This is a genomic window from Pelodictyon phaeoclathratiforme BU-1 (assembly GCF_000020645.1).
In the GTDB taxonomy this organism is placed as follows: Bacteria; Bacteroidota; Chlorobiia; order Chlorobiales; family Chlorobiaceae; genus Chlorobium; species Chlorobium phaeoclathratiforme.
This window is the reverse complement of record NC_011060.1, coordinates 1154083-1170081: the sequence shown is the minus strand read 5'-3', so window position 1 is coordinate 1170081 and position 15999 is coordinate 1154083. Positions and strand designations below refer to the sequence as shown.

Genomic DNA, 15999 nt, shown 5'->3' with positions numbered 1-15999 from the left:
CTACAAGCTCCTTATGATTTCGAGGCCATGCTGCTGAAGAATGGCTGCAAGGTTGGTCTTTGCAACATCATCAGCAAAGGCACTATCGCGGAAAACAGAGGTCGTCTCTCCTGCCGGAGCAAGCTCCTTGTGCCATGCAACAATGCCTTGAGCCAGAGGCTCAACCTCATCAGGGGTGATATGAGTAGCAAGGCAGACAAGCAACACACCACCGCCGACGGAGTGAACCTCTTTGCCTGCAAACGTCCGTTTCTCGATAGGGACACAGAGGTCAAGGCCAAGTTTGAGGAGCAACTCATAGAAAATGTCCGCCTCGGTGCGATCTCCTTTTAGGTGTTCAATGGAGTTAAGAAGGGTAAGCTCAAGGTTGTCGCGATCCGGTTCCCAGGTATTGATGTTGCTTGAATCAAGCTTGAAGACGCGGAAACCAAAGTCACCGGGGAAAAGTGGGTTCTCATCCTTGATTTTCCGGGCCGCACGGCGGAGGCGCTCTTTTGTGAGTTCGACTATGGTACGAGGTTTGCCTATTTGATCGCAGTAGTCGCCGGAAACCCTTTGTTCATTATTTTCCAAGTATAGCTGTTCGGGAAGTTGAACAAGAATATAGCGTCTATTTCCTCCATCAATAACATTCTGGGCCATCAAAGCATGACCAGTGGTACCGGAACCAGCAAAAAAATCCAATACAACTCCATTAGGCTCACAACCGAGAGCGACGAGCTCTTGTATTAATCCAACTGGTTTTGGGCTTTCGAAGATGGTCGGATTTCCGAATATTGCACCCATTTCATTAGAGCCACTGGTATTGAGTGGAACAAAATCCCAAATTGATGGGTAGGTTACCCCCTCTTTCACTTCGCACAGGAAACGTTTTAACTTTGGCTTTCCTCGTCCATTCTCACCAAAGTAAATCTCATTATTCGCAAGAAGGGTAGCAATAGTCTCCCTTGAAAATCGCCAATTCCCGTTGTTCCCCGGAAAATGCTCCTCTCCTGTTTGTGGATTGACTATTGGGAAGTTCAATGATTTAACAAATCGTCCTCCCTTAATGTTGGCCATGAGATCACCCGGGGCCCATGGGCCCTTGGCATGATTGTCAGGATTTTTATATCGGGCAATTTGATCCGCCGATCGTTCTCTATGCTGAAGTTTTACTGAAATAGCGTTTTTTGCGAAACAGAGAATGTAGTCATGGTTTGCTCCTATAATTTTGTCGTTTGGAGGAGTGCTTCGTTTACGCCATATAATTTGAACTACAAAATTTTCGTCACCAAAAACTTCAGCGCATAACTTTCTAAGGTTATCAAGCTCACCATCATCAATACTGATAAAAATCACCCCATCTTCTCTCAGCAAATTCCTCGCCAGCTTCAACCTTGGATACATCATGTTGAGCCAGTCGGTATGAAACCGGCCGCTGGCCTCAGTGTTACTGCTGATTTTCCGGCCACCCTCAATCTGGCCAGTGAGTTCGAGATAATTTTTGATGTTGTCCTGGAAGTTATCGGGGTAGACAAAATCCTTGCCGGTGTTGTATGGTGGATCAATGTAGATGAGCTTCACCTTGCCGGAGTAGCTCTTCTGCAACAGTTTGAGCACTTCAAGGTTATCGCCCTCAATCATAAGATTTTTTGTGGTCTCCCAATCCACACTCTCCTCCGGGCAGGGGCGCAGGGTGCCGGTGGATGGGGTAAGGGCAAGCTGCCGGGCTTTACGTTTGCCGTGCCAGTTGAGCCCGTACTTCTCCTCCCGCTCTTCTACTGTGCCACCGAGCAGTTGGCGGAGCACCTCAAAATCAATCTTCCCTTCCGTAAACGCTTCAGGGAAGAGCGTTTTCAACTGCTCAATATTGCCCGCCAGAATATCGGCGGATTGGGCTTCAGGGTCATTTGCGGTTAACGGCTTGATGGTCGCCTCTTCGTGTTCGGTCATAATTTTTGTTTTGTTGTTGCCAGTTCTGCATCAATCCGCTTGAGTTCCAGGTTCAGTTCCACCTGCCGGGGTATCTGCCTCTCTTTTGCCGCCAGAGTGCGCAGACGACCGATCTCTTCCTGCAACACACCGCACTCCCGCAAAGCATCACGGCGGGCAGCAGCATATTCGGCGTTTTCGGCAAGGGTAAAATTCCCCGTAACTCTTGCAGCATTGAGGGCCACCATTGAGTCCAGCCAACCCTGATAGAGAGCATGGAGATTGGTGCGTGGTTGACTACCAAGTGCGAGCGAGTTACGGAAATCGGCCATAATATCCGCATCAACTTCACGCGACCATGCAACGGAAACAATATCGCCCTCAAGCACTGTTTTGCCAGCCTCACTCTGCGACCACCTCTTGTGAGCAACAGAGAGCGATAACGGTGCACCCTGCTGGGTCAAAAGCAGAACAGGATAAGGAATCGCCCGATGCACCAGTTCCACCAGCCGCGTGGTTTTGGCTCCGTCACGCAAGGTAAGCAGCAAAACGGCAATTTCCAGATATTCATGGCTTTCGTCCCGGAACTCAGGAACCCCGACAGTGACCGGCTTGAGTGCCGCAATCCAGATCAGCTCTTCAATCCCCTCATTGATAGAGCGTTTGTCGGCGGAAGTGGGTGCACCGTTTTCAAGCAGCAGCTTCCTGGGTACCCGCTGGTTCACCAGGCTGCTTTCGGGCAGGTCAAATGCTGCGATCAGCGCTTGACTCTTCATACGGTTGCCTCCGGCAGAATAACAAGGTATGCCATCACCTCAAAATCGTTGATGCCAGCGAATTCTCCCTTCATGGCGTGCGTACCGCCGGGAGTAAACAGGCTTGCAACGGCTCGTTCCTGATTCTTTCCAGCCACGGAGGCTACGGCTGCAGCAAGCAGGCGTTGTGCTGCAAGCATCTCTTCACCCTGTTTTGTCGCCTTGTCGTAACGGGCACACGCTCCGGCATCGGCCATATCACGACCGAGGCAGAGACGCTTGAGCCGGTCAAGAATCTGCTTGGCTTGTGTGTAGGGCAGAATCACCGAGCCATCGTCACCAACATGGACGAGGTAATGGGTGCCAAGCGGATACCCGGCTTCAGGAATTCGCCGGGCCGCTTCACCCTCGGCACGCAAACAGAAAATAATGCCCGGAGCGATATCCGCCTCTGCTGTGGTGGTAACGGCAAAGCTTCCCGGTGGTATTGTCTCCAATATTCCGGGATTGGCTTTCAGATATTGGGCAAGGTCAAGGCGAATGTCGGTCAGGGTGAGGTCGGCGATGGAGACTCCGGAGGAGAGATCCTCCAGATCGATAACGGTTTCCTGAAGCTTGAGAAGTTGCTTGCGGCGATACTCCAGATCGTTCATCTGATTGCCGGATTGCTGCTCAATAAGGTTCTCCTCACCCGTAGCGGAGATATCGAGCAGTACCATTTTTCCGCTTACCCGTTGTTCAAGGTTGATGTACTCCTCAAGCTCCATATTTGGCCAGAAGTTGACAAGCTGAATGCAACTGTTCGGCGATCCGATACGGTCTATCCGGCCAAAACGCTGGATGATTCGCACGGGGTTCCAGTGAATATCGTAGTTGATGAGCCAGTCGCAATCCTGAAGGTTCTGCCCTTCGGAGATACAGTCGGTCGCGATGAGCAGATCGATAGTTCCCTCTATGGCAAGCGATTCTGGACGCTCCTTGGAACGGGGAGCAAACGCACTGAGAAGAGTGGACTGATCCTTGCGCAATCCGGATATGGTTGTCTGATTACTTCCGGAACCGGCAATAAGAGCGCTCTCAAGGTGAAGCTCAGACTTCGCCCACGGAGCGAGCTGTTCGTAAAGATATCGGGCCGTATCGGTAAATGCTGTAAAAACGATGATTTTGCGGTTACCGGGATTGATGGGGTTCCGGCATTTCCCGGCAATAACGTCACGCAGAGCTGCCAGTTTGGCATCTCGCTCAGCATCAACCTGGGCCGCCGCCGCGAAAAGAGTGGCAAGCCTGTTGCGATCTTCAATGAGTTCCTGCTTCCATTTGATCAGATCCACATCCTGAAGCAATACCTTGACTTTACGACCAACGAGCAGGCTTTCAAATGCCGGGTCGTCAAGATCAATATCGGCAATATCAATCTCCTCAAGCTCGCTTGTTTTTGCCTCGATACGTTCCAGCATCGATTGAACATCCCGGAGTTGGCGCTGAACGGTAAGCGCAAATGATGGAACGGCGCTCTCCATCCGCTTAAGCATGTTGATACGAAGCAGGTGGATCAGACTCTCTTCACGGTCAGCCTGCCGGAAAAAGCCTTCGCCTCCCCGTACACGGGTACTGTACTTCCGGTCGTAGGCCTCCTGCTTGTGCGGCAGTACATATCGCAAAGGAGCATAAGAGGCAAGGTTCAGACGGCGAATCTCCTGATTGATCTCCCTGATAGGCCGAAACTCACCTGCCCGGTCAACGTCAGCCTGGATATTGATTGGTTTCAGGCGGTCAGGGAAGCGTCCTGTTTCGGAGATTCCATAATACTTTTCGACATGCTTACGGGAACGTGCGATGGTCAGGAGATCCAGCAGGGTAAAGTAGTCGAAGCCGAGCATTTCAATCAGACGAACCGGGATGCGTTCCGCCTCATCAAGATCGAGCCAGCGATTAAACTGCTTCTGTGCTAATCGCGTAGTGCTGTCTATACTGCTGATGCCATGAGCAAGCAAGGCAGTGTCGTTGCCTTCCGTGGCAAATGCAATCTGGTTACGAAGATCAGCCAGCCGGTTGTTTACCGGCGTTGCCGAAAGCATGAGCACCCGGGTCTTGACCCCCTCTTTGATAATCTTGCGCATCAGATGATCGTAGCGTGTTTCCTTCCCTTTGTTGGCCGCCTTGTTTCGGAAGTTGTGCGATTCATCGATAACGACAAGATCGTAGTTTCCCCAATTGACGTGCGAAAGATCAATATCGCCGGAGAACCCGCCGTCTCGGGAAAGATCGGTATGGTTCAGGACATCATAGTTGAAGCGATCTGGCGCAAGAAAATTCCGTCGGTCATTGGCTTTATAGAGCGTCCAGTTGTCACGCAACCGCTTCGGGCAAAGCACCAGCACCCGGTCGTTTCGGAGTTCGTGGTACTTGATGATGGCAAGAGCCTCAAAGGTTTTTCCCAGTCCGACACTGTCGGCAATAATGCAACCACCAAAGCGATTGAGCTTGTCAAGCGCACCAACAACACCATCACGCTGAAAGCGGTAAAGCTTCTTCCAGACAACGGTATTGCGGATTCCTGTAGCAGACTTGACGATACGCTCTTCATCAAGATCTTCGTTACGGTCGCTAAAGATAGTATAGAGGATAAGCGAGTAAACGAGAAAGGGCTCTCTGTGGGAAGCGAGTGATTGTATCAGACCAATCAGCTCTGTTTTGGCCTTTGGATTCTCTGCAAGACCCGACCACTGAGCATCGAACCACTTGCTGAGCAATAACGCCTCTTCAGGCGTTTCAGAAGCCTGAATGAGATTCAAGGGGTTGCCTGGAGTCAAACCAAGTCCATCAGTAGTGAATGCCAGCGAACCAAGCAGCACCTGCTCTGGCACTGCATCGCCATCACGAACAACTAAAGCGCCTTGCGGCACGGCACCGGGTGCAAGCTTCACTTCGCTTTTGCTTTGAAGCCATTGCAGCAGGCGGCTTGCGATCCAACGGTTTTGCAACCGGTTACGAGCAGCGCGATCGGCTTCAGAGCCAAGAATTGAAAGTTCCGTAATGGTTGACGGCAAAAGAAGACGGCATGTTAAAAGTGCCACCATTTCTTGAAGCATCCCGGAAAAGGCAAACAGCGAAAAAGAGGGGGTTACCATATCAAACTGGCAACCTGCGGTGAGTTTCGATCGAAGGTAGTCGATGACCCGGTCTGTCCCACTGTTCTGAACAAGCTTCATAGGTGGGAACTCCCCGGTTGAATCCTAACCAATCGTTTCATAATGGAAGAGATAAGTTCAAGTTCATTGGGGAACAAAGATTACACACCACATCCTATTTATCATTTATTCACATCAAAGAAAAGTAATAACGGAGGTTATAGGCAATATTATTGCAGGTTTCATGTGGAATAAAGCACAGATAAAGGAATAAATGGCTTGCCGCACTCCTCCTCCAGCGTCGAGGAATGGGTTTTGGGGAAGTTCAAATAAAAAATCGTTTATCGGATGGATAACGTGCATTGCATAAATATGTTATAAATCTGGACGGCTGCCTGCAACAAAGCCGGTATAGTCCGTGCAGGATACTCAACCAGCTTGCCGGAACTTGGTGCCGACTCAGTGCCAACTTGGTGCCGACTTGCGCGGTAACTTGCGCGGTAACTTGCGCGGTAACTTGCGCGGTAACTTGCGCGGTAACTTGAGATCTTCTCATTGAAACGCGATTCCTGCCGCCGCCGCTATTTTAGCTGCCAAATTCTGAAAATCTGAATAGCAACTCCTCACAGCTTCGATGTGGGCTCCAATCGCCCCGTCGGCAGATTTCAGGAAAAAAATCGGTTTACGAGCCTCCATTGCCATTGGCATTAAGCTTCGGTAATGCTTGAGGAGTGACAGGCAGTATGGATCTTGCGCAACAGGCGGCAAAGAGATAATTGGTTCATTTAGAACAGCTTCCCGATAAACTTTAGGTATCTTGTCCATCCAGCGTTTATATGCCTTGACAGGTCGTGTATCGAGAATGCCATGCTGCATAACGATGTAACCGACAGGCTGCATCGCCCCTCTGGGCATTGGCAAATCGGCAGGGGCTTTGGCGAGAAGTTCCGCCCATACGGTACGCCACTCTCGAAGTGTCGGTCCAAGATTCTTGAGACCTTGCAGGGAGAAAAGATCAGGAGCCAACGGCAAACAAACCTGATCGGAAGCAATCAACGCCGAACGATTGATTGCACCGAGATTTGGGCCAACATCAATCAAAACCAGTTCTGCGCCCCATTCCGATCCTCGCTGCACAAGACGATGAAACGCTGTCATTGTTCGAAAAGCTGATTCATCACGATTATGACACCGGGGCCATGCATCCGAAAGTTTATCTTCAAACCGCGACAAGCCAAGGTCGCCAGGAATAAGACCGAGGGTCTCGGTGATCATTTCTACACTGGGTTGAGCAATATCACCTGTTCCCCGTAAAATCGGGCGAATTGAGCCATAAACCGTATCAGGATGCTCATCATCTGGCCATAATTGCTCAAGCCGATTTTCATCGAGAAACATGGCCGTGAGGTTGGCTTGCGGATCAAGATCGACCGCAAGTGTTTTTATGCCATGGTCTGCAAACATCCAGGCAAGATGATAGACCAGTGAGGTCTTGCCTACACCGCCTTTGTTATTAAAAAAGGCTATTGTTTTCATGTCAACCTCCTGAAGATCTTGACCAATACGGAGTGCTCATCGAACTCAAATTGAGCAGGAGGGTTGCCGTTCTGTACCAAAAGCGCTTGCGCTCGCTGAACACCATAGCCGAACCTGTTCACAAAACCGAGTGATTTCATGGCTTCAGCAATAACTGGATTACGGTAACTGTTACGAGTAGGAAAGTTTTCCGGTGTAGCCTCACCATACAAACCACCTGGACTCTGGATCTCAAGATGATCGATGAATGCATAAAAGCGAATTGGTGAATTACTGTCGTAGTTACGGTGCATAACCGCATTCATAAGCAGCTCCCGTAACGCCCACTCGGGATAGTCAGGTTGCAGTTTTTCCTCAAAGGCAGTGACCTTGCGCATGGTTGTCTGTATCAGAAGCTTGATTCTCCCTTCCAGCTCTCGTAACAAGGTGTGAAGGTCGCCGGAAATCTCTGACTGGTCGTCAGGCTGTTCCGTCAAATCTGTTCCGGGTAGCTTGAGATATTGAACATAAGCTCCTGGTAAAAAGAATCTGGGGTTTTTCCCAAAAAGTAATATACCGCCATACGTTGGGCAGGCTGGTTTGGGGTCGTACAACCGCAAAGATGCCAACTGTAATTCAATATTTCGATTGTTTGCCGCAATGGTTTCAGGATCAACAGCTTCCCGCCGATAGGCATCAAATTGACCTAACGCGATGTCTTCAATTGTTGCTTCTGAACAAGGACGGGCATCAAAAGAGCGGGCAAGGGCAACACGCCGTTCTGTAAGAACACGCTCTTCCTGCTCATTGGCAATGCCTTTCCGTGGCCCGACTCTGATGTACACCCGTCCTTTATAACGCACCGGGGGAAGATCACAGGGATGAACTTCAACAACAGCTACATCTCCACCGGAGAGTGCGAATCTGGCGACAGTCATGTAAGGCTGGGGTAACACATTGCCTTGAGAGCGAATACCGCCAAGGTTTTTGAGGAGTTCATCAGTAACAGTCAGCCCGGACAGAACTCCTTTGTCCGTTACTCCTATCAAAAGATAACCCGGGTTTCGATGATTGGGCAAATCATTGGCAAATGCACAGATCGCCTGACTGAATTTATCGGTATCACTTACTGCTGTCGTTCGTTCAATAGTATCGGCCTCCATATCGGTCAATAATACTTTTAGCTGATCTTCGGATAACATAATGCTCACAGTTTCACAAGTTAATTTCTGCCTTTTTCAGAAATTCGCTGATTTCAAAATTGATTGATGATACTCCCCAACCCGGTTCGGCATCGAAGGGGTTCCGTAGATAGTACGGGCCATCAATCTGCTCATTCTCATCAACCTGCACAATGGCCAGCACAAATTTTTCGGCCTGATTGAGGGCATAGAGCATTTCATTACGGGTGACGGTAATCGTTGTTGCACCTTTTATTCGCCCCTTGACTTCGATATGGCGGGATTCAGGTTGTTTACCATCAATTGCCGGCGGGTATGAGGTAATGTCCCAACCGCATTTCTGAGTGGAGACATCAACTACTCGGCACCCTCTGGATTCTTCAGACTGGCGGACAGCCTGCATAGCAAGCTGCTCGATGCGTGAACGGGCTGCGGGATCAGCAGAAAATGTAGAGCCGCAAGATGCAGATTCACCTTGCAGGAAGCGAAGCAATCCGGCAGGAATAACCAGTGCACCACTGAGCAGAACCGGTGTGGCGGAGCTGACGTGACGCATGGAGAGCAGCTCTTTTTTGCGATGCTCCAGCCGGGCTTCGAGATCGCTGAGCGTGCGGCGAACATTTTCAAGGTTAAGCCGTACATCCTTTCCTGCTTTTTTGTCGTCGGTAAGCTTCTCGAAACGGTCTGACCAGAAATTTATCTCTTTTGTCAGACGCTCGTGGACAGCGGCAAGAGTCTTGTCTATATGGGCAATCCGGCGGTCAGCTACCTCACTGAAGTGCTGAGGGACAAGTGTAGATGCTGCCAGGGCAAGAGCACGGTTTTCGAGTCCGGAGTTGAGCCAAGGAGCAGCAAGTGTTTCTGTCAGAAGTGGTCGCTGGGCAGACGCAAGTGGTTCAAGGTCTAAATGCGGTGCCCACCCAGCGAAGGTAGTGCTGCCGTCGGGTAAAACCCGAACAAATTGCAGGCGTTTGGAAATGACCATGCCATCACCGGATTTCACCTCGTGGGTAAGGAGAAAGAGCAAAGAGGGCTGATCGCCATCATCCGCCGGATCAACAAGGATGGTACCCTGACGGAGGAGGTTGGCGTGCTGCTCCAGCAAGAGATCACTAAGAGCAAGCATAAGCGGGTGACCGGGATGAATCATATTGGCGAAGGCAAGGCCGGGTTTATCAACCGGACGCACGGACTCCTTGGTAAAACAAACCCGTTCATAGCGGCGGAGCACTGGAGCAAGATCGCGGCGATTACGCCCGGTGATGAGGCGGTCGCGTTCACGCAACTCGGCGGGAACATTTGTGATTTCAAAACGGCCAGATTCTCGGGGATAGATTGAACCTCCGAGCGACTCAAATCCTTTCATAAAGAAGGAGCGAACAAAAAAGGGCTGAAGCCGGCGGGCTTCGGCCTTTTCCATCTCTTCCTTCACGGCAAAGAGACGCTCCGCACTGAAACTTTCCTGCGCAAGTGCATCGCGTTTGAGAATCTCCTTCAGGTGGTCAAGATCGAGAGCGATATCAATTTTCTGGCTGAGGCGGGCACGCACCTCTGGTTTGTCACCGTAGCGTATCGCTTGCATGAGCAAATCCTTGAGGCTGATGCCATCAAACACTTCACCCAGAACGTTAAATACCTCGCCCTTGAGTGCTTCACTGACCACTTGAAGCTTTTCAAGCAAGCGGAAATAGACATCACCTTCACGAGTCTCCTTGGCTACAAGGTTCCAGAGATGACAGACCTCCTGCTGGCCAATACGATGAATACGCCCGAAGCGCTGTTCGAGGCGGTTGGGGTTCCAGGGCAGGTCGTAGTTCACCATCAGATTGGCATTCTGAAGGTTGATACCTTCACCGGCTGCATCGGTGGCAACAAGCACACGGATTTCGGGGTCAGAGCGAAAGAGTTCCTGCGATTTCCGGCGGTCGTCACGGTGAACGGCACCATGAATGACAACGATTGCATCATGACTGCCAAGCACACCGGCAATTTTTTCATGCAGGTAGTTAAGCGTGTCCCGATGCTCACTAAAAATGATAATTTTTCGCATCCGCCCGCCAGCATCGCGCATTTGGGGTTCGTTCTGGAGAATGCGTGAAAGTTCATCCCACTTGCGATCCTTGCCGGATGCAACGAGTCCTTTGGCCTGCTGTTCAAGAGCCTGGAGAATGAATATTTCACCATCGAGTTCTGCAATGGTTTGTGAAGCGGTGGCCTGAACAACCAGCGTCTCTTCCATGGTTTCCTGCTCCTCGGCGTTGAAATCATCCTCGTCCTCGGGAACATCGATGAGTGTTTCAGCAAGAAGCTTTTGCCCTCTGGCTCCTATTTTTTCCTCACGAAGACGACGTTCGAGGCGTTCCCTTCGGCGTTTGAGTGACTGGAAAATGGCTTCAGGGCTTGAGGCCAAACGACGCTGCAGAGAGGTGAGTGCAAAGCCCACGGAACCCTTTCGTTTACCGTCAAGCTGGTCAGCCTTGCCCATTTCTGTCTTCACATAATCGGTTACTGCTTCGTAGAGTGCCGCTTCAAGGTCTGAAAGCTGGTAATTGACTGTATATGCCTTTCGCTCGGGAAAAAGAGGTGTGCCATCAAACTTGACCAGTTTCTCCTTAACCATGCGGCGAATAAGGTCGGAACAATCAACCTTGTGAACACCATCACGAAACTTGCCATAAAAGCGGTCGGAGTCGAGGAGTGAGAGGAACAACTGAAAATCCTCCTCCTTGCCACTGTGCGGCGTTGCCGTCATCAGCAGGAGATGGCGAGTCTGGGCCCCAAGCTTTTCGGCCAGCTTGAAGCGGCCCGTCTTCTGCATTTTATTGCCGAAAAAGTGTGCTGCAAGCTTGTGCGCCTCGTCGAACACGACAAGATCCCATCCGGCAGCACAAAGCTTCTCTTGCAGCTCTTCGTTTCGGGCCATCTGGTCGAGACGAACAATAAGGTGATCGATGTCTTCAAAAGGATTTCCGCTCGGAGTAGCCGCTTCAAGATCTCTGGTGAATACTCGGAATTCGAGCCCGAACTTCTCGAACAGCTCCTCACGCCACTGCTCAACCAGACTGCCGGGCGCAACGATTACGATACGCCGAGCATCGGCACGCATGATAAGCTCACGAATGTAAAGGCCTGCCATGATGGTCTTGCCCGCACCGGGATCGTCCGCAAGAACAAACCGCAGCGGTTGACGGGGTAACATGGCTTCATAAACAGCCGTGATCTGATGCGGAAGGGGCTCTACATTTGAAGTATGAACGGCCATCATCGGATCAAACAGAAAAGCAAGATCAATGCGCTTGGCTTCAACCGTAAGTTTGAATGCCTCACCATCTCCGTCAAAAGACCAGGGGCGCTCACTGATAGCAACAGCAATGCTCGCTTCATCAGTCCGGCCCAAAAGCCGTTCTTTGAGTGTACCATCAGGCGTCTGGTAGATAACCCGGACAGCTCCATCGGCAATTGGCACAACGGCTATAACCGTTGCAACAGCCGAAGGTTCAAGACCTGTAAGGGAACTGCCTTGGATGATATCTTCAATGCGCATTGTTCATTTTTTATGAAATTCGGTCTTAAAACAGCCTGTTTGTATTTACCGAAAATTCACGACATGTGATAACCGTTTTACATTCAACCCGTGCCTTGATGCCGTCACTCAACCTGCTCAATACAGTTGCCACTCTGATAGCGGGCATTGTTGACCAGTGTTGATACCTGATACATTTCCAGAATGCCGTTATCTGCGGGAACCAGCATCTTCGAAAGATTTCGAGGATCAGCTTCGAGCCATCTTTTCCAGTTTTCGGATTCGAGAATTACGGGCATTCGGTCATGGAGAGGTGCTATCTGCTCATTTGCCACTGTAGTGATGATGGTACAGGTCGTGATTGCGGGCTCTTCGGTATGCTTCGACTTCCAGGTGTCCCATAGTCCGGCAAATGCCATGGGCAAGCCATCTGCCCGGTGGATGTACCAGGGTTGCTTCTTTTTACCGTCGATGCGCTCCCATTCATAAAAGCCGCTCGCTGGAATCAGGCAGTGGTTCCGCCCAACAAGATGTCGGTAATAGGGTTTCGAGACCAATGATTCAGAGCGTGCGTTTATTGGCCTGATTTTGGGAAGTTCTTTGGACCAATAGGGAATCAACCCCCATCGTGCCGAGGTGAGCTTATAAGCTCCATGGTTGGCCTGCAAAGTTAGAATATCTGTTTCCGGAGGGATGTTGTAACGATTCGTCTGGGGGTAGTCCTGATTCTCTTCAAACGGCAACTCCAGTTGGCGAAGAAGGTCAAGAAAGTACTTCAGTTCGTAAAACCCGAATCGTCCGCACATATTTTCCTCTCTGATTTTCGTTGACAAATAGTAAGGCTCATCACACTCTCTGTGCAATAATAGAGAACGACGATAACGTATAGGGAATGGCTACGGTCTCTGCCGGTAATGAAAACAGGGAGAAAAGATGAAACTCACCAGAAGAGATGCTGGCCCGGTATGAACTCATCCCCCTCCCATCCCCAACATTTCAAGAGCAAATTCGTACTCTTTGTCAAACGGGAGCTGGAGTTGCTGCAGGTACTCAGGGAATGCCTTTGCCCAGCTCACGTAATAGTAGGCCAGCACCTGGTATCCGGTGAAGGTTCTGGCGGCTATGAGCGGGATGGTGTAGCCTTCTGCATCCGGGTTTATTCCCTCCCCACACATCAGGCCTATTTGGATGGCAATGGCAGTGATCTCCGAGTCGGTCAGATTTTTGAAGTAATGCAGTGCTTCGACCATGAACCGGGTTACGGCCATATTAATATCTTTGCCCTGATGCGCCTCGGTGCAGAGCTGCCTCTTCTGGTCTGCCGGATGGGCGGCATCACCTTTGCCGGGCAAATCGACCTGCACTTCAGCGCAAAGGCGCTCGATAAGGTCGCTTTGCTCCCGGTAATCGGGCTCTTCAATGAGTGCGAAAAAGTTCTGCAGATATAACTGCTTTGCCCACCGCTGAAGCAGTTCATATTCATCGCCGGGCGTGTGCCGGGTTCGGCACTCCTCATATTCGCGGTAGAAGGTTACAGCCTGCTCTTTTTCTGCGGTGGTTGGCTTGTGCTCTTCTATAAGGTTCACCCCATACCGCTTTTGAAAGTGCAGTGCCTTGACCAGATTAAATATCTTTGATTTCGAGAGGATTTCCGGTGGTGCAATGGTCAGAATCTGTTCATCGGTCGTTGCGTAAATTCCTTCCTGTATAAGGCCAAGCAGCGAAAGAAACTGATAGGGCATGAGAGCCGGATAGTTCTGAAACAGATAATCCTCGATATAAAGATCAATCGGCGTGTTGAAGATCTGGGCGTTCAGCACCTGAAACAAGGCATAATAGTTCTCGATGAGCGCATCGTCGTAACCTTTTTTGCTCAACATCCTGGCATCTTTTTCATGGGAACCCAGGAATCGCTTTTTGTTCTCATCATTGCTGACAAAGAGCTTGTTTTTCCCTGTCTGTCGTGCCTGAGCCGCAAAATGCAGATGCGCGAGCTCATGCATGATCAGATGGTGAACCGCCGGGTAGTCTGGATTGTATTTGACGAGGTGGTAGCTCCGGTCGTGGTTTTCGGCACACTCGATTTTGGCTGCGCTCTTTAACCCGGTATCCGTTTCGATAACGATTTTCTTGCCGCACTCCTCCTCCAGCGTCGAGGCATAGGCATTGACAAGATCACCACCGACCTCTTCGTCAATAATCTCACTTGCCGCCTTCATGGCGCTCTTCAGCGATTGCTGATAGAGCAGATCCTTTTTGGGATTCTTGAAAAGCGCAACAATCGACATCTCAAACGCTTCCCTGGAATGATGTTCAGCCTCTGCAAGGAGGGCAAAGGCATAATAGATATTCGGATAAGCGGGATTAACCGCAAAAGCCCTGTCGAGGTATTGCCGTGCTGCATCCGGATTCCCGTTCTGGATCAGGTTGATGGCAATCAGCGTCATGGAAACATAATCGTCGGGTTTATGCTGCAGAGCGCACTCATAGTATTTCATAGCCGTCTCAAGGTCGTGCTGATAGCGGGCCATAATGTTGCCCGTAATAATAAGCGCCCACCCATTTTTCGGGTCCCAGCGCAGTGCATCGATAAGGCTGTTGATGGCATCATCCTGTTCGCCCTGCTCTGAAAGGATTTGGCCAAGTACCCGGTGGTACTCTGAAATATGAGGAGCTTCCTTGATGAGCTGACTGATCTGCTCTTTGGCCTCGGTATATTGGCGGACATCACAGAGTGCAAGGACTTTGTTATAGCGGCTGTTGTGCTGTGCAATCAGGTCACCCTCAATCGTGATATCGATGATGCCGTGCACGATGGTAATCGCTGGCTTGAAAGGCCCTACCGTATAAAAGGTCTCAATCTCCTGCTTCAGTACATCAATATTGTTTCCCGCCTCTTTTGCCTTGGGGAAAAGTTCAAACAAAAAATCGTTTATCGGATGGATAATGTGCATTGCGTAAATGTTTTATAAATCTGGGCGGCTGCCTGCCACAAAGCCGGTGATGAATGGCTTTCATGAGCTTCTCTTGCCGCAATATCCTTCTTGAACGCTTCTTCAGATTCTGCTATCCCGGACATCAGGAACAAGAAGAGTACATCAATACCCATGACCGCTGGAGCAGCCATGCGCTCAAAACTCTTCTATATATAACTCTCCGGGATCGTCAGGGTGATGGCGTGTATATCCGAAATCGGAGAGCCACTCCGACACGTGACCCACCATCTCAGGCTGCCCGCTGACAAAAAAGTGCGTCCGTTCGGGATCGGGTGATATGTTAAACTCGTTCTGCAAAACATCCTTTCGTAACAGCTCCTCAATACAATAGCGGTAGCCATCCCAGCGATCATCGGCATCGGTAAGAGTCGGAACATAAAAGAAGTTTGCAAAACTTTTTTCAAGAAAAGTCAATTCACTGTAATAACCAAGATCCCAGCGGTGAGCTGCACCCTGTATTACCACCATCTTGCTTTCCGGCCGTTCAACGATATGGGAGCGTAAAAAACTGATGTAGGGGGCAATTCCGGTTCCTGTGGCAACCATCACAATATCGCTGCCATCGGGCGTTTCATCAAGACGGAAGATGCCGGTGATCTTGGTGCCTACGTAGAGCCTCTCCCCAACATTGAGGTTGAAGAGCCTTGAGGTCAATTGACCCGACTTGACCTGTGAAATGTAAAACTCAAGCTGCCTTGTCTCGGTCTTTTCCGAGGCAAGCGAATAAGGGCGCCGGATAAGTTTTTCGCCCTCTGCAGGAACCAGTTCAGGCTCCGAATTTGAAGAGCGTTTTTCAAATCCGTAAAGACCAAGAAGCAGATTCTGCCCCGCTTCAAACTCCTCTCTTGCTTCGTCAGTATGGATCCGAAAGATCATCAGGTCTGGCGTGACCATGATTTTACCGACAACCGTTGCATTATATTGTGTTCTATCCATACGCTCCTGATTTTCCTTACTCTGACACTGATTGATTATCTGCATACACGC

The 15999-nt window shown here is 50.3% G+C and carries 10 protein-coding genes; all 10 read right to left on the bottom strand.

The window, feature by feature from the left end; all coding sequences use genetic code 11:
• The 10 genes from PPHA_RS05600 to PPHA_RS05555 all read right to left on the bottom strand — a co-directional run bounded on the left by PPHA_RS05600 (window position 1) and on the right by PPHA_RS05555 (window position 15948).
• Window positions 1–1932, bottom strand: a complete 1932-nt coding sequence (locus PPHA_RS05600) for a site-specific DNA-methyltransferase (protein ID WP_012507899.1) — start codon at window positions 1930–1932, stop codon at window positions 1–3.
• Complete coding sequence (locus PPHA_RS05595; RefSeq protein WP_012507898.1) at window positions 1929–2687, bottom strand: DUF4391 domain-containing protein; 759 nt, start codon at window positions 2685–2687, stop codon at window positions 1929–1931. The genes PPHA_RS05600 and PPHA_RS05595 overlap by 4 nt, the downstream gene beginning before the upstream one ends.
• Window positions 2684–5878 (bottom strand): helicase-related protein, encoded by a 3195-nt coding sequence (locus tag PPHA_RS05590; RefSeq protein ID WP_012507897.1) that lies wholly within the window; start codon window positions 5876–5878, stop codon window positions 2684–2686. The genes PPHA_RS05595 and PPHA_RS05590 overlap by 4 nt, the downstream gene beginning before the upstream one ends.
• Window positions 5879–6349: 471 nt before the next feature.
• Complete coding sequence (locus PPHA_RS05585; RefSeq protein ID WP_012507896.1) at window positions 6350–7333, bottom strand: ParA family protein; 984 nt, start codon at window positions 7331–7333, stop codon at window positions 6350–6352.
• Window positions 7330–8514, bottom strand: coding sequence for an RNA-binding domain-containing protein (locus PPHA_RS05580; protein ID WP_012507895.1), 1185 nt, complete (start codon window positions 8512–8514; stop codon window positions 7330–7332). The genes PPHA_RS05585 and PPHA_RS05580 overlap by 4 nt, the downstream gene beginning before the upstream one ends.
• A gap of 13 nt (window positions 8515–8527) precedes the next feature.
• The gene (locus PPHA_RS05575) at window positions 8528–12037 is read right to left on the bottom strand and encodes a helicase-related protein (RefSeq protein ID WP_012507894.1); all 3510 of its coding nucleotides are present in this window, start codon (window positions 12035–12037) and stop codon (window positions 8528–8530) included.
• A 104-nt stretch (window positions 12038–12141) separates the two neighbouring features.
• A complete protein-coding gene (locus PPHA_RS05570) occupies window positions 12142–12822 on the bottom strand; it encodes an SOS response-associated peptidase (RefSeq protein WP_012507893.1) in 681 nt (226 codons plus the stop codon).
• A 165-nt stretch (window positions 12823–12987) separates the two neighbouring features.
• A complete protein-coding gene (locus PPHA_RS14540) occupies window positions 12988–14970 on the bottom strand; it encodes a tetratricopeptide repeat protein (protein WP_012507892.1) in 1983 nt (660 codons plus the stop codon).
• Window positions 14949–15143: a hypothetical protein gene (locus PPHA_RS05560; protein WP_041526449.1), complete on the bottom strand. Its 195-nt coding sequence runs from the start codon at window positions 15141–15143 to the stop codon at window positions 14949–14951. Before PPHA_RS05560 ends, PPHA_RS14540 begins: the two co-directional genes overlap by 22 nt.
• A 4-nt stretch (window positions 15144–15147) precedes the next feature.
• Window positions 15148–15948, bottom strand: coding sequence for a ferredoxin--NADP reductase (locus tag PPHA_RS05555; RefSeq protein WP_041526717.1), 801 nt, complete (start codon window positions 15946–15948; stop codon window positions 15148–15150).
• Between the last annotated feature and the right edge of the window lie 51 nt (window positions 15949–15999).

Excerpts from the sequence above, each read along its gene's own strand:
- PPHA_RS05600 (WP_012507899.1), bottom strand. The coding sequence starts at position 1,932 with ATGACCGAACACGAAGAGGCGACCATCAAGCCGTTAACCGCAAATGAC.
- PPHA_RS05560 (WP_041526449.1), bottom strand. The coding sequence starts at position 15,143 with ATGGCTGCTCCAGCGGTCATGGGTATTGATGTACTCTTCTTGTTCCTG.
- PPHA_RS05575 (WP_012507894.1), bottom strand. The coding sequence starts at position 12,037 with ATGCGCATTGAAGATATCATCCAAGGCAGTTCCCTTACAGGTCTTGAA.
- PPHA_RS14540 (WP_012507892.1), bottom strand. The coding sequence starts at position 14,970 with ATGCACATTATCCATCCGATAAACGATTTTTTGTTTGAACTTTTCCCC.
- PPHA_RS05570 (WP_012507893.1), bottom strand. The coding sequence starts at position 12,822 with ATGTGCGGACGATTCGGGTTTTACGAACTGAAGTACTTTCTTGACCTT.
- PPHA_RS05555 (WP_041526717.1), bottom strand. The coding sequence starts at position 15,948 with ATGGATAGAACACAATATAATGCAACGGTTGTCGGTAAAATCATGGTC.
- PPHA_RS05595 (WP_012507898.1), bottom strand. The coding sequence starts at position 2,687 with ATGAAGAGTCAAGCGCTGATCGCAGCATTTGACCTGCCCGAAAGCAGC.
- PPHA_RS05580 (WP_012507895.1), bottom strand. The coding sequence starts at position 8,514 with ATGTTATCCGAAGATCAGCTAAAAGTATTATTGACCGATATGGAGGCC.
- PPHA_RS05590 (WP_012507897.1), bottom strand. The coding sequence starts at position 5,878 with ATGAAGCTTGTTCAGAACAGTGGGACAGACCGGGTCATCGACTACCTT.
- PPHA_RS05585 (WP_012507896.1), bottom strand. The coding sequence starts at position 7,333 with ATGAAAACAATAGCCTTTTTTAATAACAAAGGCGGTGTAGGCAAGACC.